The sequence below is a fragment of the Pseudomonas sp. CCC3.1 genome, from assembly GCF_034347405.1.
GTDB lineage: Bacteria > Pseudomonadota > Gammaproteobacteria > Pseudomonadales > Pseudomonadaceae > Aquipseudomonas.
Window position 1 is genome coordinate 1,942,922 of record NZ_CP133778.1, and the last position, 26,177, is coordinate 1,969,098.

At 58.4% G+C, this 26,177-nt stretch carries 26 protein-coding genes; 15 read left to right on the forward strand and 11 right to left on the reverse strand.

Going from position 1 to position 26,177, the window contains the following annotated elements; all coding sequences use genetic code 11:
* The first annotated feature begins 323 nt into the window (after nt 1–323).
* A complete protein-coding gene (locus tag RHM56_RS08870; protein WP_322240596.1) occupies nt 324–1,202 on the forward strand; it encodes a hypothetical protein in 879 nt (292 codons plus the stop codon).
* A 19-nt stretch (nt 1,203–1,221) separates the two neighbouring features.
* On the opposite strand, the gene RHM56_RS08875 is transcribed toward RHM56_RS08870, so the two are convergent.
* Complete coding sequence (locus tag RHM56_RS08875; protein WP_322240598.1) at nt 1,222–2,118, reverse strand: DMT family transporter; 897 nt, start codon at nt 2,116–2,118, stop codon at nt 1,222–1,224.
* Between the two features lie 98 nt (nt 2,119–2,216).
* On the opposite strand from RHM56_RS08875, the gene RHM56_RS08880 reads away from it, so the two are divergent.
* Nucleotides 2,217–3,548 (forward strand): PLP-dependent aminotransferase family protein, encoded by a 1,332-nt coding sequence (locus RHM56_RS08880; RefSeq protein ID WP_322240601.1) that lies wholly within the window; start codon nt 2,217–2,219, stop codon nt 3,546–3,548.
* A 22-nt stretch (nt 3,549–3,570) separates the two neighbouring features.
* On the opposite strand, the gene RHM56_RS08885 is transcribed toward RHM56_RS08880, so the two are convergent.
* Nucleotides 3,571–4,008: an Lrp/AsnC family transcriptional regulator gene (locus RHM56_RS08885; RefSeq protein ID WP_322240604.1), complete on the reverse strand. Its 438-nt coding sequence runs from the start codon at nt 4,006–4,008 to the stop codon at nt 3,571–3,573.
* Nucleotides 4,009–4,139: 131 nt separating this feature from the next.
* Between RHM56_RS08885 and RHM56_RS08890 the strand changes: the two genes are divergently transcribed.
* Nucleotides 4,140–5,030, forward strand: a complete 891-nt coding sequence (locus tag RHM56_RS08890) for a DMT family transporter (RefSeq protein WP_322240606.1) — start codon at nt 4,140–4,142, stop codon at nt 5,028–5,030.
* A 102-nt stretch (nt 5,031–5,132) separates the two neighbouring features.
* Nucleotides 5,133–5,915: an HNH endonuclease gene (locus tag RHM56_RS08895; protein ID WP_322240609.1), complete on the forward strand. Its 783-nt coding sequence runs from the start codon at nt 5,133–5,135 to the stop codon at nt 5,913–5,915.
* Here the strand turns inward: RHM56_RS08895 and RHM56_RS08900 are convergent.
* Nucleotides 5,887–6,378: a hypothetical protein gene (locus RHM56_RS08900; RefSeq protein ID WP_322240611.1), complete on the reverse strand. Its 492-nt coding sequence runs from the start codon at nt 6,376–6,378 to the stop codon at nt 5,887–5,889. The genes RHM56_RS08895 and RHM56_RS08900 overlap by 29 nt on opposite strands.
* Before the next feature lie 273 nt (nt 6,379–6,651).
* Between RHM56_RS08900 and RHM56_RS08905 the strand changes: the two genes are divergently transcribed.
* The 5 genes from RHM56_RS08905 to RHM56_RS08925 are packed head-to-tail and all read left to right on the forward strand — an operon-like array spanning nt 6,652 to nt 11,407.
* Complete coding sequence (locus RHM56_RS08905) at nt 6,652–8,232, forward strand: ABC transporter substrate-binding protein (RefSeq protein ID WP_322240613.1); 1,581 nt, start codon at nt 6,652–6,654, stop codon at nt 8,230–8,232.
* Between the two features lie 20 nt (nt 8,233–8,252).
* Nucleotides 8,253–9,200, forward strand: a complete 948-nt coding sequence (locus tag RHM56_RS08910; RefSeq protein WP_322240615.1) for an ABC transporter permease — start codon at nt 8,253–8,255, stop codon at nt 9,198–9,200.
* Entirely contained in the window at nt 9,197–10,003 is an 807-nt protein-coding gene (locus RHM56_RS08915; protein ID WP_322240617.1) for an ABC transporter permease, read from the forward strand. Before RHM56_RS08910 ends, RHM56_RS08915 begins: the two co-directional genes overlap by 4 nt.
* Nucleotides 10,003–10,809, forward strand: a complete 807-nt coding sequence (locus RHM56_RS08920) for an ATP-binding cassette domain-containing protein (RefSeq protein ID WP_322240619.1) — start codon at nt 10,003–10,005, stop codon at nt 10,807–10,809. Before RHM56_RS08915 ends, RHM56_RS08920 begins: the two co-directional genes overlap by 1 nt.
* Entirely contained in the window at nt 10,802–11,407 is a 606-nt protein-coding gene (locus RHM56_RS08925; RefSeq protein ID WP_322240621.1) for an ATP-binding cassette domain-containing protein, read from the forward strand. Before RHM56_RS08920 ends, RHM56_RS08925 begins: the two co-directional genes overlap by 8 nt.
* A gap of 79 nt (nt 11,408–11,486) precedes the next feature.
* On the opposite strand, the gene RHM56_RS08930 is transcribed toward RHM56_RS08925, so the two are convergent.
* Both RHM56_RS08930 and RHM56_RS08935 read right to left on the reverse strand, forming a co-directional pair.
* Complete coding sequence (locus RHM56_RS08930; RefSeq protein WP_322240624.1) at nt 11,487–11,822, reverse strand: DUF6388 family protein; 336 nt, start codon at nt 11,820–11,822, stop codon at nt 11,487–11,489.
* Between the two features lie 58 nt (nt 11,823–11,880).
* Complete coding sequence (locus tag RHM56_RS08935; RefSeq protein WP_322240627.1) at nt 11,881–12,792, reverse strand: AraC family transcriptional regulator; 912 nt, start codon at nt 12,790–12,792, stop codon at nt 11,881–11,883.
* Nucleotides 12,793–12,893: 101 nt separating this feature from the next.
* Here RHM56_RS08935 and RHM56_RS08940 point away from each other — a divergent pair, with 101 nt between their 5' ends.
* Genes RHM56_RS08940 through RHM56_RS08960 form a run of 5 tightly spaced genes read left to right on the forward strand, consistent with a single transcriptional unit; the run spans nt 12,894 to nt 17,328 of the window.
* Nucleotides 12,894–13,451, forward strand: coding sequence for a carboxymuconolactone decarboxylase family protein (locus RHM56_RS08940; protein WP_322240630.1), 558 nt, complete (start codon nt 12,894–12,896; stop codon nt 13,449–13,451).
* Nucleotides 13,452–13,483: 32 nt separating this feature from the next.
* A complete protein-coding gene (locus tag RHM56_RS08945; RefSeq protein ID WP_322240632.1) occupies nt 13,484–14,554 on the forward strand; it encodes an acyl-CoA dehydrogenase family protein in 1,071 nt (356 codons plus the stop codon).
* Nucleotides 14,551–15,399 (forward strand): ABC transporter ATP-binding protein, encoded by an 849-nt coding sequence (locus RHM56_RS08950; protein ID WP_322240634.1) that lies wholly within the window; start codon nt 14,551–14,553, stop codon nt 15,397–15,399. Before RHM56_RS08945 ends, RHM56_RS08950 begins: the two co-directional genes overlap by 4 nt.
* On the forward strand, nt 15,365–16,564 hold the full coding sequence (locus RHM56_RS08955; protein ID WP_322240636.1) for an ABC transporter substrate-binding protein: 1,200 nt from the start codon (nt 15,365–15,367) through the stop codon (nt 16,562–16,564). Before RHM56_RS08950 ends, RHM56_RS08955 begins: the two co-directional genes overlap by 35 nt.
* On the forward strand, nt 16,561–17,328 hold the full coding sequence (locus tag RHM56_RS08960; RefSeq protein WP_322240639.1) for an ABC transporter permease: 768 nt from the start codon (nt 16,561–16,563) through the stop codon (nt 17,326–17,328). The genes RHM56_RS08955 and RHM56_RS08960 overlap by 4 nt, the downstream gene beginning before the upstream one ends.
* Before the next feature lie 9 nt (nt 17,329–17,337).
* Here RHM56_RS08960 and RHM56_RS08965 read toward each other — a convergent pair whose 3' ends face one another.
* Both RHM56_RS08965 and RHM56_RS08970 read right to left on the reverse strand, forming a co-directional pair.
* A complete protein-coding gene (locus RHM56_RS08965) occupies nt 17,338–17,598 on the reverse strand; it encodes a helix-turn-helix transcriptional regulator (RefSeq protein ID WP_322240642.1) in 261 nt (86 codons plus the stop codon).
* A gap of 155 nt (nt 17,599–17,753) precedes the next feature.
* Entirely contained in the window at nt 17,754–19,139 is a 1,386-nt protein-coding gene (locus RHM56_RS08970) for a uracil-xanthine permease family protein (protein ID WP_322240645.1), read from the reverse strand.
* 184 nt (nt 19,140–19,323) lie between these two features.
* On the opposite strand from RHM56_RS08970, the gene RHM56_RS08975 reads away from it, so the two are divergent.
* Entirely contained in the window at nt 19,324–20,967 is a 1,644-nt protein-coding gene (locus RHM56_RS08975) for an ABC1 kinase family protein (protein WP_322240648.1), read from the forward strand.
* Nucleotides 20,968–21,056: 89 nt separating this feature from the next.
* Here the strand turns inward: RHM56_RS08975 and lpdA are convergent, their stop codons facing one another.
* From lpdA to RHM56_RS08995, 4 genes are read right to left on the reverse strand one after another with little or no spacing between them, the layout of a single operon-like run.
* Entirely contained in the window at nt 21,057–22,445 is a 1,389-nt protein-coding gene (lpdA, locus tag RHM56_RS08980; RefSeq protein ID WP_322240650.1) for a dihydrolipoyl dehydrogenase, read from the reverse strand.
* 2 nt (nt 22,446–22,447) lie between these two features.
* Entirely contained in the window at nt 22,448–23,725 is a 1,278-nt protein-coding gene (locus tag RHM56_RS08985) for a dihydrolipoamide acetyltransferase family protein (protein ID WP_322240652.1), read from the reverse strand.
* Nucleotides 23,726–24,781, reverse strand: coding sequence for an alpha-ketoacid dehydrogenase subunit beta (locus RHM56_RS08990; RefSeq protein ID WP_322240654.1), 1,056 nt, complete (start codon nt 24,779–24,781; stop codon nt 23,726–23,728). It abuts the gene before it with no gap.
* A 4-nt stretch (nt 24,782–24,785) separates the two neighbouring features.
* The gene (locus tag RHM56_RS08995; protein WP_322240656.1) at nt 24,786–26,018 is read right to left on the reverse strand and encodes a 3-methyl-2-oxobutanoate dehydrogenase (2-methylpropanoyl-transferring) subunit alpha; all 1,233 of its coding nucleotides are present in this window, start codon (nt 26,016–26,018) and stop codon (nt 24,786–24,788) included.
* Nucleotides 26,019–26,177: the final 159 nt, after the last annotated feature.

Consider the following 26,177-nt stretch of genomic DNA (forward strand, 5'->3'; position numbering starts at 1 on the left):
TCACAAATGTTAAGAAATGAGGGTTTTCTTAACATAACTTAATAAATCTAATTTTGGGATGTGACGCGCCACGGCCTGCTACCAGGGACTGTCAGTCCTGTCTTATGGATGGGCATACTTTTTTTTGTGCACGGTATTTAGGCCGCGCATCAACAAAAGTGTTTTGCTGGAAACACCTGCACTGAAATGGGGCTGTATTAATTTTAACGCCCTGATTTGGTTGTTTATATCCTTGAGTTGACAAGGCTGTTTTTCTCTTCTAGCGTGTGAAGTTACAAGTTTTGGAAGCTGATTTTATAAATTAAGTTTAGGTGGGGTTTGAAGTGTCGGTATTGAATGAGGCGCTGGATATTCATGATGAAAACCCTGTCCTGGCAAGGGCCTTGTTAGAACGTATTGTATTCAGTGAGTTGGAAGAAAAGGATAAGAACAGTTTTATTTGGCTGGTTAATCATGTCGTTGGAGAGGCGCTAGCAGATTGGGCGGGTGCTTTCGCCTTGCTGATAGCCAATAAGTCGGAATATTCAGAGGCGTATTTTAAATCTTTATCTGTTGCTGCCTATTATTCAGGTAATCCTTTGCACGCGTTTATCGCTGAATTTGAATACGCTCGCTTGGCAAATGCCAGTCTGGCTGAGACAAAAGTTCTTGTTGGCCTGCTATGTCTTCAGTTTATGCGCAGTGACGAACCGATAATGAGTTTGCTGACGCTGTTGAGTGGATATTCATCATCTCCGAGCTTGCCCCTGAATCTTGTGATAGGTAAAAGCATGGCGGCCGCTTTAAACAATACAGTGTCAAAACTAATTGAAGATTCGCGTTTGCAGGTTGATGACCCGTTTCATAAGCAAGTCACAATTGATGCCGCTTTGCTGTGTAAACAGCTTTGGTTGCAATGTGGGACATGGATAAATCACGAACGAAGCTTGTACTTATGTGCATTGGTATTTAATCGGTTTTCTGAATGGGGACCTGCCATAGAAGTGATTAAAGAGGCCGTCAAGGTTATTGAAACTAATGGTTCAGAGGAGGTTGATAAAGCGTTTTTGTTGTTGGAGTACGGCAAGGCTCAGCAAGGCCTCGGGAATTTAGAACACGCTCAACAAAAGCTTGATGAGGCGGATCAAATAGCCAAGGACTTTGATCCGCCTCTTTATCAATGGTTTTCAGAGCAACGCGCCAAGGTCGTTTCACCCGAGTAAAGCCATCGCTTCGGTGTCTTTATCTCGCAAACCTCTTCGCTGCAATCACGCATACGATCACCGCGCCGGTGATGCCAAACATGCCGGCAGTGACGGTTTCATGCACAAAAGTCGCGGCCAGGGCCAACCCAAAAAAGGGCTGCAGGAGTTGCAGTTGCCCCACAGCGGCAATGCCCCCTTGGGCGAGTCCGCGGTACCAGAAGAAAAAACCGATCAACATGCTGAAGAGCGAGATATAAGCGAGGCTAAACCACGCAGGCATGCTGATACCCACAAAAGTGGAAGGGGCTAACACCACTGCCAGTGTGGCTGTGACGGGTAATGACAGTACCAGCGCCCAGCAAATAACCTGCCAGCCGCCCAATGATCTGGACAGTTTTGCACCTTCGGCATAGCCCAGGCCGCACACCAGAATCGCCAGCAGCATCAGGATGTCGCCCTTTGGCGAGGCGCTCAAGCCTTGCGACAGAGCAAACGCGACCACCAGCGCGCTGCCCAGGGTCGAGAAAAGCCAGAATGCCGGCCGCGGACGCTCACCCCCGCGCAGCACGCCAAAGGCTGCCGTCGAGAGCGGCAACATGCCGAGGAAGACGATGGAATGTGCGGAGGTCACGTATTGCAGCGCCAATGCGGTCAGCAATGGGAACCCCACGACCACGCCAACTGCCACGATCAGCAGGGGTACACGCTGGCTTGGACTCGGGCGTTTGGCCTTGAGTACCAACAAAATGCACAACGCCACCATGCCAGCGATGGAGGCTCGGGCAAAGGTCAGGAATACCGGGTCAAACTCCATCACCGCCACGCGTGTCGCGGGCAGTGACGCGCTGAATATCACGACACCGATAAAACCATTGATCCAACCGGCAAGATTCTTCTCAGTCGATTGGGTGTGCAGGCTGGAGGTACGTTCCATCGGGTCTCACGCTCAAGGTTAATGGCAGGATTGCATTGCGCTCATCCTATGGCTGAAGATTGATGACAATCAAAATATTGTCATGGATACATCCTTCTATGCCGCGTTCTCGATACAAGTTGCTGGTTGATACGTTTGCCGCTGACATCCGGTCAGGGCGATTGCTGCCGGGCACGCGCCTGCCCACACATCGCCAGTTGGCAGCGACAGAAGGCTTGGCGTTGGTGACCGCAAGTCGGGTGTATTCAGAACTTGAGGCCATGGGGCTGGTCAGCGGCGAGACCGGACGCGGGACTTTTGTCAGGGAAACGTCGCTGCCGCCGGGACACGGGATCGACCAGCCAGACGTGACGGCAGGCATGCTGGACCTCAATTACAACTACCCGTCTGTGCCGGGGCAGGCCGATTTGTTGCGAACGGCCTTGCGCCAACTGGCATTGTCCGGCGACCTGGAGTCGTTGTTGCGCTATCAGCCCCATGGCGGACGTCTGCACGATCGAGCCTCAGTGGCGCGGCACTTTTTGACGCGGGGCTTGAATGTTCCTGCCGAGCAAGTATTGATCGTTAATGGCGCGCAGCATGGATTGACGGTGGTCCTGATGGCGCTGTTAAAACCTGGCGATGTGGTGGCCGTTGATGCATTGAGCTATCCGGGGTTCAAAGCACTTGCGCAAACACTGCACCTGGAAGTACTGCCTGTGCCAACCACTGACCGAGGCCCGGATCTCGACGCTCTCGAAAACCTCTGTCGCAGCCGTTCGGTCCGCGCCGTATACAGCATGCCGACCTTGCACAACCCGCTGGGTTGGGTGATGGACATTGAGCAACGTCAGCAGTTGGTGTCGATTGCGCGCAGGCATGACCTGCAGATTATTGAGGATGCGGCCTACGCCTTCCTTGTAGAAAACCCACCGCCTCCGATAGCGGAACTGGCACCGGAACGCACCGTGTACGTGTCCGGATTATCTAAAAGTGTCGCCGCAGGCTTGCGCGTCGGTTACATCGCTGCTCCTGCTCATATGATCGCGGCCTTGGAGCGAGTGATACGCGTGACCGCCTGGAATACGCCAGGCGTCATGACCTCGATCACCAGCGCGTGGCTGGACGATGGAACAGTGGGGCACCTGGAGGTGCAAAAGCGCAAAGACGCACACGCCAGACAGATCATCGCGGATGAGTTGTTGGAAGGGCTGCACACTGTGCGTCACCCGTTTTCCTACTTTATTTGGCTGCCTTTGTCAGACGATGCCAGGGCCGAGCAAGTCGTGATGGCACTTATGCGCGAGCAGGTTTCGGTCTCGTCTGCGCAGCCGTTCGCCACATCGATTCACGTGCCGCGCGCCATCCGGCTGGCGCTGGGGTCGGTCGACATGGAATCACTGCGTGAAGGGCTGGCGAAAGTGAAGTGGGTGGTTGACGCGCATTCGTAAGGCGTCGAGCGCGATCGTGCGCTCACTCCATCGGCGGCAAGCGGCGCTTTACCGGACTCTTCTTGATGATGGCGGTATTGGTTTCAGCGTACGCATTCAGGTTGTCGAGCAGGGTGTCCAATTGCTCGATGGAACGCACATACAGACGGGCGATAAAACAGTCATCGCCTGTCACCTTGTCGCACTCGGTGAACTGAGGAATGTTCTGGATCTGACGCTCCACTTCCTGCAACTGGCCAGGAAGTGGACGAATACGAATAATGGCCTGTAGTTGATAGCCAAATGCCTTGGGGTCCACCTCCACCGTGTAACCTTTGATCACCTCGCGTTCTTCAAGCTTGCGTATCCGCTCCGCGACGCTGGGCGACGACAAACCGCTGAGGGCCGCGAGCGCTTTCAAGGATTTGCGAGAATCTTCCATTAACGCGCCAATCAACAGCTGATCAATCTCGTCAGTCATTTTTCGCTCCTTAGGCAAAATCGGCAGAATGCCTCAACAGTAAAGGCACACCAGCCCGTTTACCTTTCGCGGATTATGGCGCTGTGTCTGGCGACATAGCCATACTGTTTCCTACATAACGGGGAGCATATATGGACAAGTCGACGCAACGTGGTTCGCTGGAAATGGTTGCTGCCATGCTGATCTCCGGCACTATCGGCTGGCTCGTTCTAGTCTCCGGGCAGGCAGTCCCGGACGTGGTTTTTTGGCGCTGTGCGTTCGGTGCGCTGACCTTGCTGGTGGTCTGTGCATTGATGGGCTTTCTGCGACCTGGGTTATTAACCCTGCGCATTTTCTTACTGATTGTGCTCAGCGGTGTCGCCATCGTTGCCAACTGGGTGCTGCTGTTTGCGTCCTTCTCGCGGGCTTCAATTGCCATCAGCACCGCGGTCTACAACGTGCAGCCGTTCCTATTGATCGGCCTGACGGCGCTGTTTCTGGGTGAAAAAATCACCGTGCAAAAACTGGCGTGGCTGGCCGTTTCTTTCGCAGGCATGCTGGCCATCGTCAGCGCCCACACCGAGCAAGGCGAGAGTGGAAGTGCATACCTCCAGGGCATCGCCTTGGCACTGGGAGCGGCGCTGATGTACGCCGTGGCGGCCTTGATCATCAAGCGGCTCAAGGGCGTGCCTCCCCATCTGATCGCGCTGATCCAGGTCAGCACCGGCGTCTTGCTGCTGGCCCCCATGGCCAACTTCACCGAGTTACCCAGTGGCATACAGGCATGGGGTTCTTTAGTGACGCTAGGAGTGGTTCACACCGGCTTGATGTACGTACTTCTCTACGGCGCAATCCAGAAACTGCCTACAGCGCTGTTCGGCGCACTGACATTCATCTACCCGATTGCTGCAATCTTCGTTGACTGGTTTGCATTCGGGCATCGCCTTGAAATACAGCAGTGGGTGGGAGTTGCCGCGATTTTGCTGGCGGCAGCAGGGATTCAGTTGGGGTGGCGGTTTGGATGGCGCCGGGTGGTTATTTAGCGCGATGCTTTTAAATTTCCTTCGTATTGATTTCTTGTCTCTTACTTGATCGGGTAAATTTCCCTACTTTCGTGCTTAGGCACAGATCATAGGGATTGGGTCATGTCAGACGGTTGGAGTCATGAGGAGCTTGAGGCGTCAGTGCAGGCCTACCGAGAAATGTTGGAAAAACAGGCGGCGGGAATCAAGTTTGTTAAGAAACACATTTACCGAGGATTAGCTGAACGCTTTGACCGTAAGGCGGGAGCCTTCGAGCGGAGAATGCAAAATATTTCTGCGATATACGAGGAGAGAGGTCTTAAGTGGGTCTTAGGCCTAAAGCCCCAAAAAAATATTGGCTCGGCAATTAAGGCTCAGCTAATTGAAATGCTTGATATGCAACCCTTGGGCGATACGGTCGTTCATGAACTCGCCATTGCCGAGACCGAAGCTGAACAACAAAATGTATTTGATCCCAAGAACGTTGAGGATGCTCGTAAACGAGTCGTCGCGAGCATTGTCCGCCGACGGGGTCAATCTGCATTTCGCAAAAAACTGCTGGCCGCCTATGACACGAGCTGCGCGATTACAGGCTGTAATCAGGCTGAAGTGTTAGAGGCTGCGCATATTCATCCCTACAAAGGGCAGCACACGCATGTGGTATCGAACGGCTTACTGCTTCGCGCCGATCTCCATACATTGTTCGATTTGTACTTGATCGCAATTGAGCCCAGCACGCAGCTCATTCATCTTGCGCCAGCACTGAGCGGTTCGGACTACGCGCAATACCAAGGCCTGCCACTAAAGACGCCAACCCCGGCATCCGCAAGGCCCAGTGTTGAAGCCCTTCAGTGGCACGCCGATCACTGCACGTGGTTCAAATCCCCGACCGCGTCATCGGGCTGATTATCTGGCTTCCCAGATTCAACGCCTGTATCACCAGCGCTCTCAATTCCTGTGGGTTATCACCCTGGACGCAGTGCGAAAGCTTTTCGCCAATGGTGAGGTCGCCGTCATTGCCTTCGGCGAAGGCGCGCAGTATCAGCAGCCCGTTGCTGGTAAGGACGACTTCAAAAAACGAAACGCCTGACATTCCATCGAAGTGGATGTAGCCGACGTCGGCCAGCCATTTGAGGGTGGCCATGAACAGGTTTTCTTCTTTTTCCAGGCCCTCGCGGTTGCTGGCTTCCAGGCCTTTGTAGTCGATGAAGTGTTCCCCGCTAAGGGTGATGGGCAGCGGGAAGTTGCGGTACAGGCGGCCCAGCATCAAGCCGGTGTAGCAGTCGAACAGTTCGATGTTGTTGGACGGCAGGTCGTTGATGGCGTGCACGGTTTTTTCTTTGGCCGAAGTGGCGAATCCTTTGAACATGCGGACCTCTGTCAGTCGGGGCGGTTTGCCGTGGCTCAGCACGTGTAACTATGGGTATAGCACAAGCCTTCTGACGGGCTTTGTCCGGTCGAGCAAGGCGCGAGCCAGTCGATGATCGGACATGAAAGAGTGTTACAGAGTGATACGGCGCGGGCGGGAAATACTAAAAAAATCAGATGGATAATTGGATATTTAAAACCCGGCTGCTATTACTGATGAGCCCGTAAATGGACGCACGCGCCTCGCAGAGGCTGGTTATTTTCAGGAGGATGGATGTCAAAGCCTGCATGGATGCGCAATACCCTGTTGGCCGCCGCTGTGTTGAGTGTGCTCGCAGCGCCTGTTTCTTCAGCGCAGGAACGCACGCTGAAACTGGCCATTGGTGATGAGCCCACCGAGGGGTTTGACCCGATGCTCGGCTGGAGTCATGGCAGTTATCTGCTGTTACACAGTCCGTTGCTGAGGCAGAACGAAGACTTGTCCTGGAGCGGTTTTCTGCTCAGCGATTATCAGGCCAGTGACGATGGCAAAACCTGGACCCTGACGCTCAAGCCCGACCTTAAATTTTCTGACGGCTCGCCCCTGACCGCCAAGGACGTGGCGTACACCTATAACAATGCGGCGGCCAGCGGGGGCAAGGTCGACATGGGCAATTTCCTGAAAGCTGAGGAGGTTGATCCGCTCACTGTGCGTATTCAGCTCAAGGCGCCGCAAAGCACGTTCGTCAACGTGCTCGGTTCGCTGGGCATTGTCTCGGCCGACCAGTACGACGCCAAAACCTACGCGCAAAAGCCAATTGGTGCCGGGCCTTATCGGCTGGTCAGCTATCAGCCGGGCCAACAACTGATTGTTGAGGCCAACCCGTATTACGCGGGCCATAAAAACGATTTCGACACGCTGGTGTTTGTGTTTCTCGACGAGGACAGTGCTTTTGCGGCCGCTCAAAGCAAGCAGTTAGGCATCGTGCGTATTGCGCCGTCGCTGGCCGTCACGCCGGCTGCGGGGATGAAGTTATGGGTGCGACCCAGCGTTGAAAACCGTGGGATTGTGCTGCCTACCACCGCGTCAGGTAAAAAAGACGCACAGGGTTATCCGGTGGGTAACGATGTGACTGCGGATGTAGCGATTCGCAAGGCGATCAACTACGCGATTAATCGCCAATTGTTGGCGGATCAAATTCTCGAAGGGCATGCGATCCCGGCCTACACCGGGGTGCAAGGTTTGCCGTGGGACAACCCGGATGCGGCCTTCAAGGATGGCGATGTGGTCAAGGCCAAACAGCTTCTGGATGAGGCTGGCTGGGTTGAAACGGCCAGTGGCGTGCGTGAGAAGAATGGCCTGCCAGCGAAAGTGACGCTTTGGTACGCCAGTGGTGATGCAACGCGCCGCGATTTGGCCCAGGCGGTGCGTTCGATGCTCAAGCCGATTGGCATCGACGTGGACCTCAAGTCTGGGAGTTGGGAAACCATCGAACGCAACATGCACGCCAACCCGACCCTGTTCGGCTGGGGTAGCCTTGACCCGATGGAGCTTTATCATCACTACAGCAGCAAGGCCGCGGGCGTTGAGTACTACAACCCCGGGTATTACCAGAACCCCGTGGTCGATCAGCATTTGCAGCAGGCGCTGGATGCGCCGACCTGGCAGCAGGCCGTGCCGTTTTGGCAGCAAGTGGAGTGGGACGGCAAAACCGGGGTTGGGGTAAAAGGCGATGCGGCCTGGGCCTGGCTGCTGAACGTTCAGCACACCTATCTGGCCGATGAGTGCATAGATTTGGGCAAAGGGGCGCCGGAAATCCACGGCTCCTGGTCGCTCTTGAATAGCCTCGATGGCTGGAAGTGGACCTGCAAGTGATACGCGGGCTCGCGCTATTTATGGCGCGTTTGCTGTGCCTGTTGCTGGTCACGGCGGCGGGCACCTTTACCTTGCTCAGCTTTTCTCCGGTGGACCCGATTCGGGCCTATATCGGCAACGATTTATTGCACGTACCGCCAGAGCAGTACCCGCTGATCGCGGCACGCTGGGGGCTGGATTTACCGCTGTGGGAACGCGTCCTACGCTGGTTTGGCCAGATGCTACAGGGCGATTTGGGCTATTCGATGCTGTACAACGCGCCGGTTTCTGAGGTGATTGGTGAACGTTTCGCCACCTCGTTTGCGCTGCTGTTGTCAGCGTGGCTGTTTTCCGGGGTTGTCGGGTTGGCGCTGGGGCTCACCGCCGGGCGTTACCTCAATCGCTGGCCTGATCGGCTGATCGGCGTGGTGTCCTATGTGCTGGCCTCTTTGCCGACGTTCTGGATCGGCCTGCTGTTGCTCTCACTGTTTGCCGTCACCCTGAACTGGGCCCCCATTTGCTGCGCCTGGACCCCAGGCAGTAACGCTCAAACCGCCACCTGGAGCGACAAACTGCATCACCTGATTTTGCCGATGCTAGCGCTGGGCATGCTGGGGGTGGGCAACATCGCTTTACACACCCGCGCTCGGGTCGCAGAGGTGATGAACAGCGAGTTCATTCGATACGCCAAGGCCCAAGGCGACAAGGGGTGGCCGCTGATCAACTTCCACATTTTGCGCCACGCCGTCACGCCTGCGCTGTGCCTGCAATTTGCATCGGTGGGGGAGTTGCTGGGCGGCTCATTGCTGGCTGAAAAAGTCTTCGCTTATCCGGGGCTGGGGCAGGCCACGATTGATGCCGGGCTGCGGGGTGATATTCCGTTGCTGATGGGCATTGTGATGTTTTGCGCAGTGCTGGTGTTCACCGGCAACAGCATCGCCAACGCGCTGTTGCTGCGCCTCAACCGTGGGGCGGCGCGTGCATCATGACCTACGACCCTAATCGCGCATTGCTCAGGCTGTGCCTCTCGTTGCTGCTGTTGCTGATCTTGATGGCCTACGGCTTTTCGGTGTCCGGCCTCGACATTCCAATGGACTTGCTGGCGCGGCGTCAGGCGCCTTCTGAAACGTTCTGGTTTGGCACTGACAGCTTGGGGCGTGACCTGTGGCTGCGCTGTTTTCAGGGTATGACCACCAGTTTGCAAATCGGTCTGACGGCGGCCCTGAGCAGCGGGGCGCTGGCAATGCTGGCGGCCAGCTTGTGCGCCGTCAACAAAACCCTGGACTACCTGATTCGCGGGCTGATCGACAGTCTGCTGGCGCTGCCGCATTTGCTGTTGCTGGTACTGATTTGTTTCACCTTGGGCGGTGGCAAGCAGGGTGTGATTTTGGCGGTGGCGCTGACCCACTGGCCACGCCTGGCGCTGATTTTGCGGGCTGAAATCCAGCGCATTCGCGAGACCGACTTTGTGATGCTGTCCCATCGCTTGGGCAACAGCGCGTTGTATCGTTGGCGTCATCACGTGTTGCCGCTGCTGTTGCCGCAGTGGATCGTTGGCACGTTGTTGATGTTTCCACATGCCGTGCTGCACTCGGCGGCACTGAGTTTTTTGGGCTTTGGACTGGCGCCGCATGACCCGTCACTGGGGTTGCTGCTGGCAGACGCGCTGCGTTATTTGAGCAGTGGCGCTTGGTGGTTGGCGTTTTTTCCGGGGCTGATTCTGGTGGGCCTGGTGCTGGTTTTCGACCAATTCGCCCGGGCTTTGCAGCAACTGTGGATAAGGATGACCTGATGCTGAAATTTGACCAGTTTGCCATCGACATCGCTCACTACCACTGGCTGGGCCACAAAACCTGGCATCCGTTGTTGAGCCATATTTCCCTTGAGGTCCACCCCGGCGAGTTGGTGGCGCTGGTGGGTTCCAGCGGCGAGGGCAAAAGCTTGCTGCTGCAAAGTACCTTGGGTTTATTGCCCGACAACATGCGCTGCCATGGCGACATTGTGCTCGACGGCCAACGGCTGGGTGAGGCTGGCAAGGTCGACCAGCGCGGCAAAAACCTGTGCTATGTGCCGCAGGGTGTCAGCGCCTTGAATCCTCTGATCAAAGTAGGGCCGCAATTGAGGCGAGCGGCGCAGCTCAGCGGGGTCACGCTGGGGTTGAACGATGTTGCACAACAGCTCGAAAGGTACAACTTGCAGCCTGATGTGGTGAATGAGTTTCCGCGCAAGTTGTCGGGTGGTATGGCCAAGCGCGTACTGGCCAGTTGTGCAGCCTTGACCCACGCGCGTTACATTTTGGCGGATGAGGTGACGTCCTGGCTGGACGATGAACATGCCAGCCAACTGTTGACCCATCTCAAGGGCTTCTGCACGCAAGGCCGGGGGATCTTGTGGGTGACCCACGACCTGGCGCTGGCTGCGCGCTTTGCCGACACAATCGCGGTGTTGCATCAAGGGCAATTGCACGAAACGTTGAGCGCTCAGGAACTGCGCGAACATGGCGGCAGCCCGTGGTTGCAGTCATTGTGGGCGGCGCTGCCCGAGCAGCAGTTCTTTGCGCGGCGAGTCTCCAGTGTGGAGAGTCCGCTCTATGCTTGATGTTCGGCAACTGACCATCGTGCAGGACGGCCGCCGCTTGTGGGACTCGGTCTCGTTTCAGGTCCGGGCGGGCGAGCGCCAAGGTATCTCAGCGCCCAGCGGCTTTGGCAAAACCACCTTGGGCCGCGTGCTGGCGCAATGGCAGGCGGTAACGTCAGGCAGCATCACCGTTGATGGCAAATCGCTGCCCAAGAAGGGCTATTGCCCGATTCAACTGGTGCCGCAGCATCCTGAACTGACCTTCAACCCTTATCGCACCACTGGGGACAGCCTGCGTGACGCCTGGTCGCCAGACGCCGCATGGCTTGAGCGCCTGGCGGTGAACCCGCGCTGGTTGATGCGACGCCCAGACGAACTGTCGGGGGGTGAGCTGGCGCGTATCGCGTTGCTCAGAGCGCTAGATCCGCGTACGCGTTATCTGATCGCAGATGAAGTCACGGCCCAGTTGGATGCGCACCTGCAGGCACAGGTGTGGCAAGTGTTGCTCGAAGAAGTCCAGCGCCGGGAGTTGGGGCTGATCGTGTTTAGTCACAACCCGGCGTTGCTGGACAAAGTCTGTTCAAGCATCTGGAGGCCCCAGCAGGCGTCAGCCCTGTAGGAGCGAGCTTGCCTCGCGATCTTTTAAACGATCAAAAGATCGCGAGGCAAGCTCGCTCCTACAGGCGATTCAGGGTTTTTTAAACGTGATATTCAAGGCCATACAAATCGCAATACTCGGCCCATTCCATCGCGGCCATTTGTGCCACTTCACGGTGGACTTCAAGGCGCTTGGCCTCGAATTCTTCGGCTGTTTCGGTGGTCAATTGCAGCGTTAACTCCCACGCGAAAAAGCCCAATCGCTCAGCTTCTGCTTCAAAGGCTTCGTTCAAGCGCTCTTGTCGATATTCCTGCATGGATTGGCCCACGGCGCGGGCGGCCAGTGGATTTAATTTTTCAAGTTCAGCAGCCAATTCCGGGTGTTCGGCAAGAAAACGATCAAGGGCTTTTTGATGATGAGGGTTAGGTTCGGTCACACAGGTCTCCATGTTCAGTAAGCGATAAGCACAGCGTAGACCTTACGCAGCAAAGGGTTCAGCGTCGCTCGTGCTGCTTGCGATAAGCGCCCGGCTGTACGCCGATGGCTTTGGTAAACGCCCGGGTAAAGGCGGCAATAGACTGATACCCGACCGCCCCACACACGTGTTCAACGGTGTGTCCGGTTTGTAACAACTGGCAGGCATGGCGCATGCGCAACGCCAGCAATACATGCCCCGGCGATTGCCCGGCCTGCTCACTAAAGCGTTTGAAAAACGCCGAGCGCGACATGCCCGTGCAGGCGGCCATGCTTTCGAGCGTCCAGGGCTGCTCGGGATGTTCGATCAGTTGCTCCAGCAAACTGGAAAATACCGGCTGGCGGGCCAGTGCCACCAACCCGCCCAAGTTCGGGTTATCACCGACTTGCTGGCGCAGCACGTACAGGAACAACAGGTGGCTCAGGCGTTCAAGCAATGACGAAGATGGCGCCGGGTTGCGTTGGCATTCGTCCAGAATCAGTTGGAACAATGTCCGCGCCGCGTGGGATGACGGGTCGTCAGCGCGCAAGATAATCCAGTCCGGCAGGGCCTCGATAATCAGCGACGACAACCCCGGTTGAAAGTGAAAGAAACCACACACCAACCCGACACCGTCTTCTGCCTGGTGGTCGAGCGCTTGCATGGTCTGGCGCGGCAACTGCGCGGCCACGCCGGGGTCTTGCGCGCTGGACAGCCGGTATTTCAAGTCGTGCAACAGAAACAGCGCATCCCCGGCGTTGAGATGCACGCCCGTGGTTTGCCCCTCTACATGCAGCCAACATTGGCCTTGCACGACCACATGAAAGCTGGCCCGGGCCAACCCTTCGGTGCTGCTGTGCCAGCCGCCACAATAGCGGCCCACGTGAAACAGGCTGGCATCCAGCTCAAGGCTTTCTAATAACCAATCGATTAGTGGGGTCGACGAAATCATCTAATGGAAACACTCAGGAGCAAGTAATCGCTACTTTAGAATATGGAATCAATTTTTTATAACCAACAGACTGTTTAGACACCTTATGCAGGAGTCACCACATGTCTCGCGTCACCCTTCATACCCTGGAAACCGCCCCGCAAGCCGCCAAGGCATTCCTGGAAAACGCGCAAAAGAACTCAGGATTTATCCCTAATCTGCTGGGGATTCTAGCCAATGCGCCAGCGGCATTGGAAACCTATGTCACGGTTTCGGCGCTTAACGGCAAGGCTGAGCTAACGCTGGCAGAAAGGGAAGTGGTGCAGTTGATTGCGGCCACCCGCCATGGTTGCGACTTTTGTGTGGCAGGCCACACCGCCGTGGCGCAGAACAAGGCAAAACTGCCTGACGAAGTGGTGACGGCATTGCGTGGGCAGACCCAATTGCCGGTTGAGCGACTCGAAGCGCTGGCCGCGTTCACCCGTGAAGTCATTGCCACCCGCGGCGATGTCAGTGACGACACCTATGCAGCTTTCCAGGCGGCCGGTTTTACCGAAGGCCAGGCCCTGGAAGTGATTCTGGGCGTGAGCCTGGCAACCTTGTGCAACTTTGCCAACGTCTTCGCGCGAACCCCGCTGAACCCAGAACTGGCGCGTTACAGCTGGGCCAAGGCTGAGTAATCAGCCCGCTGCGATTTTAAGGAGATACCTACATGCTCGACCCTGTACTGAGTCATTGGCTGGAGGCCGAAGCCGAGGCGCTCGACCTGGGTCACAGCGACCCGCAGACCGTCTTGTCGCAGTTGGCGGCGGCCAATGTGTTGCGGGTCGGTGTCAGCCCGGCACTGGGCGGCAGCGGCGGCACGGTGGCGGATGCGCTGGAAGTGGTTGCCAATGTCGCTAGCCACTCGCTGGCGTCGGCGTTTGTGTTTTGGGGCCAGCGGGCCTTTATCGAATACGTGCTGCAAAGCCCGAATACGGCGTTGCGTGAGCGTTTGCTGCCCGATTTGTTAAGCGGCCAACTGGCCGGCGCCACCGGGTTGTCGAACGCCATGAAGTTCCTCTCGGGTGTCGAAGGCCTGCAAGTGCGGGCCCGCGCCCAAGCCAATGGCTGGAGCCTGGAGGGGCGTTTGCACTGGGTGACCAATTTGCGCAAAAGCGGGTTTGTGGTTGCCGCTGCGATTGAGCGAGAGGAGGGCGGTGCGCCCTTTGTGTTGGCGATTCCTGATGCGCTGCCGGGCTTGAAGCGTTCGGCTGATCTGGCGTTGATGGGCTTGCAGTCGAGCAATACTGCGGCCATTGATTTGCACGCCGTTCAGGTCGATGAGGCGTGGTTGCTGCACGACAATGCCAAAGTGTTTTTGCCCGCAGTGCGCCCGGCATTCTTGGGCTTGCAGTGCGCCATGGCGATTGGTTTGGCGCGGCGCTCGCTCAAGGAAGCGCACGCTCATCTGCAAGGCCCGCGCTCGGGCTTGCTCGACCTGTTGCATGAACAGCAAGCCGAACTTGAAGGCCACGTCACCACGCTCAAGGCCGGGCTGCTTGACGGCCGTTTTCTACTGGACCCTGCGGCGTTGTTTAAAATCCGCATCGCCTTGGCCGATGCCACTGCCAGTGCGCTGCAATTTGAACTGCAAGCCAGTGGCGGCAAGGCCTACCTGAGTGCTTACGGCAGCGCATTTGCACGGCGCTGGCGCGAGTCGGCCTTTGTGCCCATCGTGACCCCCAGCCTGGTGCAGTTACGGGCCGAGTTGCAGCGCCAAACCAGGGTCGACGCGCAATGAACGCGGTGGTGCTTGAGGCTCGCCATATCACGCTGGGTTATGCCCGTGACGCGGGGTGGCAGTCGGTGCTGGAAGGCTTTGACCTGCAACTGATGCCCGGTGAAGTGGTGTCGGTGCTCGGCCCCAGCGGCGTCGGTAAATCCAGCTTGCTGCGGGTACTGGCTGGTTTGCAGACTGCCCATTCCGGCAGCGTCAGCGTGCTGGGCCAGCCATTGACGGCGCCGCACCCACGGGTCGCGGTGGCCTTTCAAGACCCCAGTTTGCTGCCGTGGCTGAGCCTTGAAAGCAATGTGGCTTTTGGCCTGGATTTCGCTCGCCAACCCACAGTGTCCAGCGCCGAGCGCAAGGCCCGGGTAGATCAAGCCATTATTGAAGTGGGCTTGCAGCACGCTCGCGGTCAATACCCGGCGCAATTGTCTGGCGGCATGGCGCAGCGGGTCGCGCTGGCGCGGTGCCTGGCGCGCCAACCTCACGTGCTGTTGCTCGACGAACCCTTTGGCGCGCTGGACGAAGTGACCCGCGCCGACATGCAACACCTGTTGCTGAAAGTGATTGCGCGGCACAACACGGCCGCGCTGTTGATCACCCATGACATTGACGAAGCCCTGTTACTCAGTGACCGAATCCTGCTACTGGGCCACAGCCCGGCGCACACGGTGGGTGAGTGGCGCATTGATCTGGCGCAGCCGCGCGAAGAACGGATTGATGAACTGGGCGCTTTACGCATCGAGATTCTTAAAACCCTTCGGCGGGCGAGCCGCACACCTGACGCTGTTATTGACCCCTTGCCCGACTCGCTGGAGCGTGAACATGTGCCTGGACGACTTCACTCACACACGACGTGACATTTTAAAACTCAGCGCCATGCTGACTGCGGCAGGCGCCTTGCCAATGCTGGCGAGCCTGCAAGCGCGGGCCGCTGCCGAGCCGGATGCGCCCGTACGCATTGGCTATCTGCCCATCACCGACGCCACGCCATTACTGGTGGCGCACAACAATGGCCTGTTCGAAGCCGAAGGCATCAAGGCCGAGCGACCGGTGCTATTGCGCAGTTGGGCACAGGTGATCGAGGCGTTCATCTCGGGGCAGGTTAACGTCATTCATCTGTTGTCGCCGATGACGGTGTGGGCCCGCTATGGCAGCAAAGTGCCGGCCAAAGTCGTGGCCTGGAACCATGTCGGGGGCTCGGGGCTGACCGTTGCGCCGGGTATTCGCGAGGTTAAACAACTGGGCGGGCAATCGGTGGCGATCCCGTTCTGGTACTCGATCCACAATGTGGTGGTGCAACAGTTGTTTCGTGACAACGGCTTGCAACCGGTCACGCGCCCGGTCAACAGCCCGTTGGCGGCCAACGAGGTCAACCTGGTGGTGATGCCGCCTTCGGACATGCCCCCTGCGCTGGCCACCCAGCGTATTGCCGGTTACATCGTGGCAGAGCCTTTCAATGCCCTGGCCGAAGACCTCAAGGTCGGTCGCGTGCAGCGTTTTACCGGGGACATGTGGCGCAACCACGCATGCTGCGTGGTGTTTATGCACGAGCACGACTTGAATAATCGCCCTGAGTGGTCGCAAAAGGTCGTGAATGCCATCGTCAAGGCGCAGCTCTGGACCCGCGACAACCGCGAGCAGGCGGCCAAGTTGCTGGCCAAGGACGGCGACAACCGCTACACCCCGCACAGTTCGCAGGTATTGCAACGCGTGCTGGCGCCAGCCGCCACTGAGCGTACGGGCTATGAAAACGACGGCGCCATTCAACACGCGAACTGGGACGAACAGCGCATCGACTTTCAGCCTTATCCCTTCCCGAGCTACACCGAAGCATTGGTGACGCGCCTCAAGCACACGCTGATTCAGGGGGATAACGGTTTTCTGGCTGATCTTGACCCCGCGCACGTGGCGCAAGATCTGGTGGATGACCGCTTTGTCAAAAACAGCATTGCCAGCGTCGGCGGCCTGAAAGCCTTCGGCCTGCCCGAGAGCTTTACGCGCACTGAGGAGTTTGGCTTTTGAAAACGCCCACACCTTCACTCAAGCGCCAATGGGTGCTCGGTTTAGCCGGATTGCTGAGCCTGCTGCTCTTGTGGTGGTTGGGCATTGAAGTGTTCGGCAGCGCACAGGGGCTTTCGGCGCGTTTCTCGCCGCAGGCCACCTTCGCCAGCCTGATCGAGCTGTTGGGCAGTGCGCAGCTTTACGACAACGTTTGGGTGAGTTTGAAGCGGATCGTGTTCAGTCTGTTGCTCGCGCTGTTGATCGGCGTGCCGCTGGGTTTGCTGATTGGCGGCTCCCGCAACCTTGAAGCGGCAACCACCCCGGCGTTCCAGTTTTTACGCATGATTTCGCCGCTGTCGTGGATGCCGGTGGTGGTGATGCTGATGGGCGTGGGCGATCAACCTATCTACTTTTTGCTGACGTTTGCCGCCGTGTGGCCGATTGTGCTCAACACCATCGCCGGGGTGCGTCAGTTGGACCCGCGCTGGCTGCAATTGAGCCGTAGCTTGAGCGCTACCCGTTGGGAAACCATGCGCCGGGTGATTTTGCCCGGCGTGCTGGGGCACGTGCTGACGGGGGTGCGACTGTCGATCGGAATTCTATGGATCGTGCTGGTGCCCTGCGAAATGCTCGGGGTGAGCGCAGGCCTGGGCTACTTCATTCTGGACACGCGCGACCGGCTGGCGTATTCCGAGTTAATGGCCATGGTGGTGCTGATTGGTCTGCTCGGCTTTGCTCTGGACGCGTTCGCACGCAGCTTGCACCGGCGTTGGGTGCATGCATAAACGTGCAGGCTAGCTCTCGGTGAGTTGGCCGTTCTCGGAAACCGTTGAAATGTTGTCGACTGAATGCAACGTGTGGCGCTGCGTGATGATGTACAGCACGTCGGCGCCGATCAACGTGATGGCGGCCAGGTAATCTGCGCGGGGCAAACTCAGGTTCCGCTCATAACAGCTTTGCGCATAGCGCCCGACACCACCGGCTGTCGCGAAACGCTCTTGCGTCAGCTTCAGGCGCAGACGTTCTTGTCTTAATCGTGATCCGTATGTGCTCATAGCTGTGGCCCAAGACAACCAAAAATGTCACGAAAAAGAGTAATTCAAGTAGTGAAATAGGGGAAGAGTGAGAGTCAGAAATGCCCATGAGAATGTAGGGCGTTTACTGTGAGGGGGGCAGGAGACGTTGTCGTCATCCTGCCTGCCAGCGCGGTTTATGCTGCCGGGTTTTTCTCTGTTTCTGGCAGGAACCAGTTCAGCAGCAGGGCGCAGATACCGCCTGTGGCCACACCGGACTCCAGCACGTTACGCAAGGCGGCGGGCATATGGGCCAGGAACTCAGGCACTTGCGACACACCGAGGCCCAAGGCCAGCGACACGGCAATAATCAGCAGCGCGCGACGGTCTAGGTGAATACTCGCCAAAATATTGATCCCCGAGGCAGCCACTGCGCCGAACATCACCATGGCTGCACCGCCCAGCACGGGCTCAGGCACCGCCTGGATCGCACCGGCCACGCTTGGGAACAGGCCCAGCAGAATCAACATGCCGGCAATCCAGACACCGATATGACGGCTGGCAATCCCGGTCAGCTGAATCACGCCGTTGTTCTGAGCAAAAATTGAGCTGGGGAAGGTATTGAACACGCCCGCCAGCAACGAGTTGGCGCCGTTGACCAATACGCCGCCCTTGATGCGCTGCATCCACACCGGGCCTTCAACGGGCTGGCGCGAGACCTTGCTGGTGGCGGTCACGTCGCCAATCGCTTCCAACGAAGTCACCAGGTAAATCACCAGCATGGGGATGAACAAAGCCCACGAAAAGCCCAAGCCAAAGTGCAGGGGCATGGGCACCTGAAACACTTCAGCCTGATGCATGCCGGTGAAGTCCAGACGGCCCAGATAGCCCGCCAGCGCGTAGCCGACGGCCAGAGCGATGACGATGGCGCAACTGCGCATCCACACCAGCGGGATGCGATTGAGGACCACAATAATCGCCAGCACCACGCCAGACAGCATCAGGTTTTCGCCATTGGCAAAGGTGCCGTTGGCCATGGCGCTGAAACCGCCGCCCATGCTGATCAGGCCGACTTTAATCAGCGTCAGGCCAATCATCAGCACCACGATCCCGGTGACCAGCGGGGTGATCATGCGTTTTACAAACGGCAAGACCCGCGAGATACCCATCTCGACAAACGAGCCCGCAATCACCACGCCGAAAATCGCTGCCATCACGCCTTCAACCGGCGTGCCTTGCTTGACCATCAACGCGCCGCCTGCGATCAGTGGGCCGACAAAGTTGAAACTGGTGCCCTGCACAATCAACAGCCCGGCGCCGAACGGGCCGAAACGCTTGCACTGAACAAAGGTGGCGATGCCGGAAATTACCAGCGACATCGACACGATCAGGTTGGTGTCGCGGCTCGACACCCCGAGCGCCTGACAAATCAGCAGGCCGGGCGTGACGATTGGCACAATGATGGCCAGCAGGTGTTGCAGCGCTGCCAGAAAGCCGATCCACGGCTTGGGACGATCTTCAAGGCCAAAGACCAGTTCGCTGGTCTGGGACTCGGCTTCATGCGGTGTGTTGGGAGAGGTCATGGCGAGCGCCCTGGAAAAAAGAGCGCGATTCTACTGGTGTTAGGCCACCACGCCCAGTGTTTGCTTGCACAGGCTTTCGTTGTGAGCGCAGGCGAACTTAAATCAATCGAATGATCAGGGCCTGCTGCTGTCGCAGTTAAAGGCTCGAACGGGCACACAGCAGCACTTTAAAAGGACGTTATTCATGCTTGAACCCACCTGGACTGCCTTGAAACATCACCGCCGGCTACAGCACATTGTGGCGACCCTGGTGCGCTTTGGCGCGCAGGATGTGTTAATCCGGCTCGGTTTGGGGCGCTTGCTGGCGGAGGTGAATGCCGAGCCCGGCGAGTCGTTGCCCGCCACTGTCCCGCAACGGGTGCGCATGGCACTGGAAACACTGGGGCCAACGTTTATCAAGTGCGGGCAGATACTGGCGAGCCGCAGTGACATCTTGTCGGCGCAGTGGGTTGATGAGTTGCAAGCCTTGCACAGTCAGGCCTCGACCTTGCCGTGGGCTGAGCTGGAGGCGCAGGTGCTGGAGGATTTGGGCTGCGCGCTGGATCAGGTCTTTGCCGAATTCGACACCCAGCCCTTGGCGGCCGCTTCGATGGCGCAGGTGTATCGAGCGCGCCTGCTCAGCGGCGAAGCCGTGGTGGTCAAAGTTCAGCGCCCCGGCTTGCGCAGACAAATGACCGCCGACTTGCAGTTGCTTGAAAGCGTGGCGCAGTTGGTTGAGCAGAACGAGGCGCTGGCGCTGTATCAACCGCGCCAGATGGTCCGGCAATTGGCCCGGGCGATGCTCGAAGAGCTGGACTTCACCCAGGAAGGGCAAAACTGCGACAGCGTGGCGCAACATTTTGCGCAGACCCCGCACATCGTGATTCCACGCATTTACTGGGCTTTCAGCAGTCAGCGCTTGCTGGTACAGGCATTTCTGCCGAGTTATACGCCGCTGGCGCGTGGCGCCTTGATTGCCCAAGGGCTTGACCCGAGCCTGCTGGCCCAGCGTGGGGCGCAGGCGTTTATCAAAATGTTGCTCGAAGATGGCCTGTTTCATGGCGACCCGCACCCCGGCAACTTGCGGGCAATGAGCGATAACCGTGTCGGCTTTATCGACTTCGGTATGGTCGGACGCCTCGACGAGCGGCGTCGGCTCGAAGTCATGAGCTTTATGCGGGCCTTGACCGAGGGCAGCAGCGAGACCCTGATTGGCGTATTGATCGACTGGAGCGGCGAGCGGGTGCAAGACCTGTCGCTGATCGAACAGGCCGCCCGCGAATACATGGCGCGCCATACGGGCGGGCCGTTGAAAATGAGCGCCTTGATTACTGATTTCCTGGGGTTGATTCGTGATTACCGCCTGCAACTGCCCGCGGATTTGTTGGTGTTGTTCAAAGCGCTGATCACCGCTGATGGCGTGTTGACCCAACTGGACCCGGACCTTGATCTGGTGGCGACGGCCAAGCCTGCGGTCGAGAAAATGCTGCGTGAACAGTTCGACTGGAAGGCCGCCAAGCGCTTAGGCATCGAGGGTCTGCAAGTGGGGCAAGGGTTATTGGCGGACTTGCCAAAACTGACGCGCTTGATGGTGCACCGGCTCAAACATGGCGTGCTCGACCTTAAGGTTGATATGCCGGGGCTGGAGCGTCTGGAGCGTTCCCTGCGACTGGCGTCGACCCGACTGTCGCTGGCGTTGCTGATCAGCGCGCTGCTGATTGCCTTCGGCCCGCAAATCGCTGCCGCCGGGCCCGTGTGGCAAGGCTTGTCGGCCGTCGGCTGGTTGGCCGGGATTGCCACGTTGGGAGGTTTGCTGGCGTTTTTATGGAGCCTGTTTAAAGGCCCGTAATGATCTGTAGGAGCGAGCTTGCCTCGCGATCTTTTAACCATCAAAAGATCGCGAGACAAGCTCGCTCCTACAAGGGGCTGTAACTGTCGTTACAAGTGCAACGCATGCCCCAACGCCCGCAGGGCCGCTTCTTGCACCGCTTCACCCAAGGTCGGGTGCGCGTGGATGGTGCCCGCGATGTCTTCCAGGCACGCGCCCATTTCCAGCGATTGGCCAAACGCTGTCGACAATTCCGAAACCCCGGCGCCCACGGCTTGCCAGCCCACGATCAAGTGGTTGTCACGCCGCGCAACCACCCGCACGAACCCGTTTTTGGATTCCAGGGTCATGGCCCGGCCATTGGCACTGAACGGAAAGCTGGCGCTGATGAAGTCCAGCCCGGCAGCCTCTGCTTCGGCCGGGGTTTTGCCGACCACGACAATTTCCGGGTCGGTGAAGCACACGGCCGCAATCGCGGTGGGGCTGAACTCGCGGTGTTTGCCGGCAATGATCTCGGCCACCATCTCACCTTGCGCCATCGCTCGGTGCGCGAGCATCGGCTCGCCGGTGAGGTCACCAATGGCCCACACGTTGCGCATGCTGGTCTGGCAGCGGTTGTCGACGCGTATCGCCGGGCCGTTCATGCCCAGCGCCAGGGTTTCCAGGTTGAAGCCCTGGGTGCGTGGGCGACGACCGACTGAAACCAGCACCTGATCGGTTTCCAGGGTTTGGCTTTCGCCCATGCGATTGCGCATCGACAGGGTTTTGCTGCTGGCCTGGAAGCCTTCAACGCTGTGCTCCAGGTACAACGTGATGCCCAGCGCCTTGAGTGATTCGGCCACTGGCAACGTCAGTTCTTTGTCGTAGGTCGGCAAGATTCGGTCACGGGCTTCCACCACCGTCACTTCAGCGCCCAGCTTGCGATAGGCGATGCCCAGCTCCAGACCGATATAACCGGCGCCCACCACGGTCAAGCGCTTGGGGATAGCCGTCGGAGCCAAGGCTTCGGTGGACGAAATAATTGCGCCGCCAATCGGCAGAATCGGCAGGTCGACAGTCTGCGACCCAGTGGCCAGCAACAGGTGCTCGCACTCGATGCGTTGACCGTCGACTTCGACCGCCTTGCCATCAAGGATCTTGGCCCAGCCATGAATGACCTTGACTCCGTGCTTTTTCAGCAAGGCGCCCACGCCTGTGGTCAGGCGATCAACAATGCTGTTTTTCCATTGCACGCTCTGGCCGATGTCCAGGGTCGGTGCCTGGGTTTTGATCCCCAATGGCGACGCATTAGTGCTGTAGCGTTGCGTGGTGTGGAACTGCTCAGCCACGTGAATCAGCGCCTTGGACGGGATGCAGCCGACGTTGAGACAGGTGCCGCCCAGCGACTGGCCTTCGATCAAAATAGTCGCAATGCCTAGCTGGCCAGCGCGAATAGCGGCCACATAGCCGCCAGGGCCGCCGCCGATAATCAGCAGCGTGGTGTGTTGAGTGGGCTGCATGTTCACTCCAGAAACAGGGTGGCAGGTTGTTCGAGCAAGCCACGCATGGCCTGAATAAATTGTGCCGCGTCCATGCCGTCGACCACGCGATGGTCGAAAGAGCTGGAGAGGTTCATCATTTTGCGAATCACGATCTGGCCTTTAACCACCATCGGCCGTTCGACGATGCGGTTCACCCCGATAATCGCGACTTCGGGCAGGTTGACCACCGGGGTGCTGACAATCCCGCCCAGCGCACCTAGGCTGGTCAGGGTGATGGTCGAGCCGCTCAGTTCTTCACGGGTCGCCTTGCCAGTGCGCACGGCATTCGCCAAACGCGCGATTTCATCGGCGGCGCCCCACAAGGTCAGGGTTTCGGCGTGGCGCACCACGGGCACCATCAGGCCGCCATCGCTTTGTGCCGCCACGCCGATGTGGGCGGCGCCAAAGCGGGTGATGATTTGCGCTTCGTCGTCGTAGCGCACGTTGATCTGCGGGAAGTCGCGCAAGGCCACAACCATGGCCCGCACCAGAAATGGCAGCAAGGTCAGTTTGCCGCGGCTGTCGCCCCATTTCTGATTGAGCTGGGCGCGCAGTTCTTCGAGCGCGGTGACGTCGATTTCTTCGACGTAGCTGAAGTGCGCAGCGCGGCGTTTGGCATCTTGCATGCGCTGGGCGATTTTGCGGCGCAGGCCGATCACCGGGATCTGCTGTTCATCGTTGCGTTTGGCGTAACCGCTGGCAGGTGCGGCGCTGGTGCTGGTGTCCTGGGCCAGGTAGGCGTCGAGGTCGTCATGTAACACACGGCCCGCAGGCCCGCTGCCCTGCACAAAACGCAGCTCGATCCCGGCATCCCAGGCGCGTTTTCGCACAGCAGGCGATGCCAGCGGGCGTTCGTTGGCCTCGCGGGCCACTGGGGTTGCGCGCAGGGTGGGTGCCGATTTGATGGCCGGTGCCGAAACAATCGCCACTTCAACCCGGGCTTGCGGCGCCGCTTTAGGCGCTGCCACCGGTTCTGGAGCCGCCACAGGCGCAGCACTTTCACGCAGATTGCCCGCGCCTTCGACTTCGATGCGAATCAACTCGCTGCCCACGGCCATCACTTCGCCAGGCTGCCCGCCCAGCGCCATTACTCGACCGGCCACGGGGGAGGGGATGTCCACGGTCGCCTTGTCAGTCATGACATCGGCCACCACCTGATCTTCGCTGACCATGTCACCGACTTTGACAAACCACTCCACCAACTCGACTTGTGCAATGCCTTCGCCAATGTCCGGCATCTTGATAACGTGCGTACCCATTTAAACCTCCATGACCCGTTGCAAAGCCGCACCCACTCGTGCAGGACCGGGGAAGTAGGCCCACTCCTGAGCATGCGGGTAAGGTGTGTCCCAGCCGGTTACGCGTTCAATCGGTGCTTCCAGATAGTGGAAGCAATGCTCTTGAACCAGCGCAATCAGCTCGGCACCAAAGCCGCAGGTGCGGGTGGCTTCGTGCACGACGACACAGCGACGGGTTTTTTTCACGGAGGTCACAATGGCGTCCAGGTCCAGCGGCCACAGGCTGCGCAGGTCGATGACTTCAGCGTCGATGCCAGTTTCTTCGGCCGCTACCTGGGCCACGTAGACAGTGGTGCCGTAGGTCAAGATGGTGACTTCAGTGCCGGGGCGCACGATGGCGGCGCAATCGAGCGGCACGGTGTAATAGCCATCAGGTACGGCGCTGGCCGGGTGCTTGGACCATGGCGTCACCGGGCGCTCGTGGTGGCCATCGAACGGGCCGTTGTACAGGCGTTTTGGCTCTAGGAAGATCACCGGGTCATCGTTCTCGATGGCGGCAATCAACAGGCCTTTGGCGTCATACGGGTTGGATGGCATAACGGTGCGCAGGCCGCAGACCTGAGTGAACATTGCTTCTGGGCTTTGGCTGTGGGTCTGGCCACCATAAATGCCGCCGCCGCAGGGCATGCGCAGGGTCATTGGAGCGATAAATTCGCCTGCTGAGCGATAGCGCAAGCGTGCTGCTTCGGAAACGATCTGGTCGGATGCGGGGTAGAAGTAGTCAGCAAACTGGATTTCAGCGACCGGGCGCAGGCCATAAGCGCCCATGCCCACAGCAGCCCCCACGATGCCGCTTTCGGAGATTGGGGCGTCGAACACCCGTGAACTGCCGTACTTGGCTTGCAGGCCTTCGGTGCAGCGAAACACGCCGCCGAAATAACCCACGTCCTGACCGAACACCACCACGTTGTCGTCGCGCTCAAGCATGACGTCCATGGCCGAGCGCAGGGCCTGGATCATTGTCAGGGTGCTGGTGCTCACGGCGTTCTCCATCTGAATTTTATTGTTGTCGTTCATCTGGTTATAACCCCAACTCTTGACGTTGCCGACGCAAGTGGTCGGGCATGTCCTTGTACACGTCCTCAAAAATCGTCGCCGCGCTGGGCATTTGTCCGCCAGCCAAGGTGCCGAAACGTTCGGCTTCTTTTTGCGCGCCAATGATTTCGGCTTCGAGCTCGGCGCTGACGGCGGCGTGCTCTTCTTCTGACCAGTTGCCCGTGGCGATCAAGTGCTGCTTGAGGCGGGCAATCGGATCGCCCAGCGGGAAGTGGCTCCAGTCATCGGCCGGACGGTACTTGGATGGATCGTCCGAGGTGGAGTGCGGGCCTGCGCGGTAGGTCACCCACTCAATCAGCGTTGGGCCAAGGTTGCGGCGCGCGCGTTCTGCCGCCCAGACCGAGGCCGCGTACACGGCGATGAAGTCGTTACCGTCAACCCGCAGCGAGGCGATGCCGCAACCTACGCCACGTCCGGCGAAGGTGGTGGATTCGCCCCCGGCAATCGCCTGAAAGGTCGAAATCGCCCACTGATTGTTCACCACGTTAAGAATGACTGGGGCGCGGTACACGTGGGCAAAGGTCAGGGCGGTGTGGAAATCGGACTCGGCGGTTGCGCCGTCACCGATCCAGGCCGAGGCGATTTTGGTGTCGCCCTTGATCGCCGAGGCCATGCCCCAGCCGACGGCCTGCATGAATTGTGTGGCGAGGTTGCCGGAGATACTGAAAAAGCCGTAGTCGCGTACTGAATACATGATCGGCAATTGCCGACCCTTGAGCGGGTCGCGTTCGTTGGACAGCAACTGACAGATCAGGTCGACCAGCGGTACATCACGAGCCATCAAAATGCTTTGTTGGCGGTACGTCGGGAAGCACATGTCATCAATGTTCAGCGCCAGGGCTTGAGCGCTGCCGATGGCTTCTTCGCCAAGGCTCTGCATGTAGAACGACATTTTTTTCTGACGCTGCGCGACCACCATCCGGGTGTCGAAAATCCGCGTTTTCAGCATGGCCCGCATGCCGGTGCGCAATACCTCGCTGGAGATGCCTTCGGCCCACGGGCCAAGTGCCCGACCTTTATCATCGAGCACGCGAATAAGGCCTCTGGCCAAATCAGCCGTGTCGGCAGGTTCTACGTCGATAGGGGGTTTGCGCACCTGGCCGGCATCGGTCAGGCGAAGGTAGCTGAAGTCGGTCTTGCAGCCTGGGCGGCCGGAGGGTTCGGGAACGTGCAGGCGCAGCGGTGCATAGTCGGTCATGGCTTTCTCTACGCTCGATCTTGTCGTGTTTATTAGGCGCGGGAGCTAGGGTGTACGGCGAAGATCTGGCTGTTTTAAAAGCCAAATCTTGTCCTACAACAATCATATTCCTGACAGTGAAGAATATTTATCTGTAGTTCGTTGTGCTTTGAGGTCAAT

Excerpts from the sequence above, each read along its gene's own strand:
- RHM56_RS08935 (WP_322240627.1), bottom strand. The coding sequence starts at position 12,792 with ATGATTTCGTCGACCCCACTAATCGATTGGTTATTAGAAAGCCTTGAG.
- RHM56_RS08880 (WP_322240601.1), top strand. The coding sequence starts at position 2,217 with ATGCCGCGTTCTCGATACAAGTTGCTGGTTGATACGTTTGCCGCTGAC.
- RHM56_RS08955 (WP_322240636.1), top strand. The coding sequence starts at position 15,365 with ATGTGCCTGGACGACTTCACTCACACACGACGTGACATTTTAAAACTC.
- RHM56_RS08910 (WP_322240615.1), top strand. The coding sequence starts at position 8,253 with ATGGCGCGTTTGCTGTGCCTGTTGCTGGTCACGGCGGCGGGCACCTTT.
- RHM56_RS08915 (WP_322240617.1), top strand. The coding sequence starts at position 9,197 with ATGACCTACGACCCTAATCGCGCATTGCTCAGGCTGTGCCTCTCGTTG.
- RHM56_RS08995 (WP_322240656.1), bottom strand. The coding sequence starts at position 26,018 with ATGACCGACTATGCACCGCTGCGCCTGCACGTTCCCGAACCCTCCGGC.
- RHM56_RS08985 (WP_322240652.1), bottom strand. The coding sequence starts at position 23,725 with ATGGGTACGCACGTTATCAAGATGCCGGACATTGGCGAAGGCATTGCA.
- RHM56_RS08940 (WP_322240630.1), top strand. The coding sequence starts at position 12,894 with ATGTCTCGCGTCACCCTTCATACCCTGGAAACCGCCCCGCAAGCCGCC.
- RHM56_RS08890 (WP_322240606.1), top strand. The coding sequence starts at position 4,140 with ATGGACAAGTCGACGCAACGTGGTTCGCTGGAAATGGTTGCTGCCATG.
- RHM56_RS08975 (WP_322240648.1), top strand. The coding sequence starts at position 19,324 with ATGCTTGAACCCACCTGGACTGCCTTGAAACATCACCGCCGGCTACAG.
- RHM56_RS08950 (WP_322240634.1), top strand. The coding sequence starts at position 14,551 with ATGAACGCGGTGGTGCTTGAGGCTCGCCATATCACGCTGGGTTATGCC.
- RHM56_RS08965 (WP_322240642.1), bottom strand. The coding sequence starts at position 17,598 with ATGAGCACATACGGATCACGATTAAGACAAGAACGTCTGCGCCTGAAG.
- RHM56_RS08945 (WP_322240632.1), top strand. The coding sequence starts at position 13,484 with ATGCTCGACCCTGTACTGAGTCATTGGCTGGAGGCCGAAGCCGAGGCG.
- RHM56_RS08990 (WP_322240654.1), bottom strand. The coding sequence starts at position 24,781 with ATGAACGACAACAATAAAATTCAGATGGAGAACGCCGTGAGCACCAGC.
- RHM56_RS08905 (WP_322240613.1), top strand. The coding sequence starts at position 6,652 with ATGTCAAAGCCTGCATGGATGCGCAATACCCTGTTGGCCGCCGCTGTG.
- RHM56_RS08920 (WP_322240619.1), top strand. The coding sequence starts at position 10,003 with ATGCTGAAATTTGACCAGTTTGCCATCGACATCGCTCACTACCACTGG.
- RHM56_RS08885 (WP_322240604.1), bottom strand. The coding sequence starts at position 4,008 with ATGACTGACGAGATTGATCAGCTGTTGATTGGCGCGTTAATGGAAGAT.
- RHM56_RS08925 (WP_322240621.1), top strand. The coding sequence starts at position 10,802 with ATGCTTGATGTTCGGCAACTGACCATCGTGCAGGACGGCCGCCGCTTG.
- lpdA (WP_322240650.1), bottom strand. The coding sequence starts at position 22,445 with ATGCAGCCCACTCAACACACCACGCTGCTGATTATCGGCGGCGGCCCT.
- RHM56_RS08875 (WP_322240598.1), bottom strand. The coding sequence starts at position 2,118 with ATGGAACGTACCTCCAGCCTGCACACCCAATCGACTGAGAAGAATCTT.
- RHM56_RS08900 (WP_322240611.1), bottom strand. The coding sequence starts at position 6,378 with ATGTTCAAAGGATTCGCCACTTCGGCCAAAGAAAAAACCGTGCACGCC.
- RHM56_RS08970 (WP_322240645.1), bottom strand. The coding sequence starts at position 19,139 with ATGACCTCTCCCAACACACCGCATGAAGCCGAGTCCCAGACCAGCGAA.
- RHM56_RS08895 (WP_322240609.1), top strand. The coding sequence starts at position 5,133 with ATGTCAGACGGTTGGAGTCATGAGGAGCTTGAGGCGTCAGTGCAGGCC.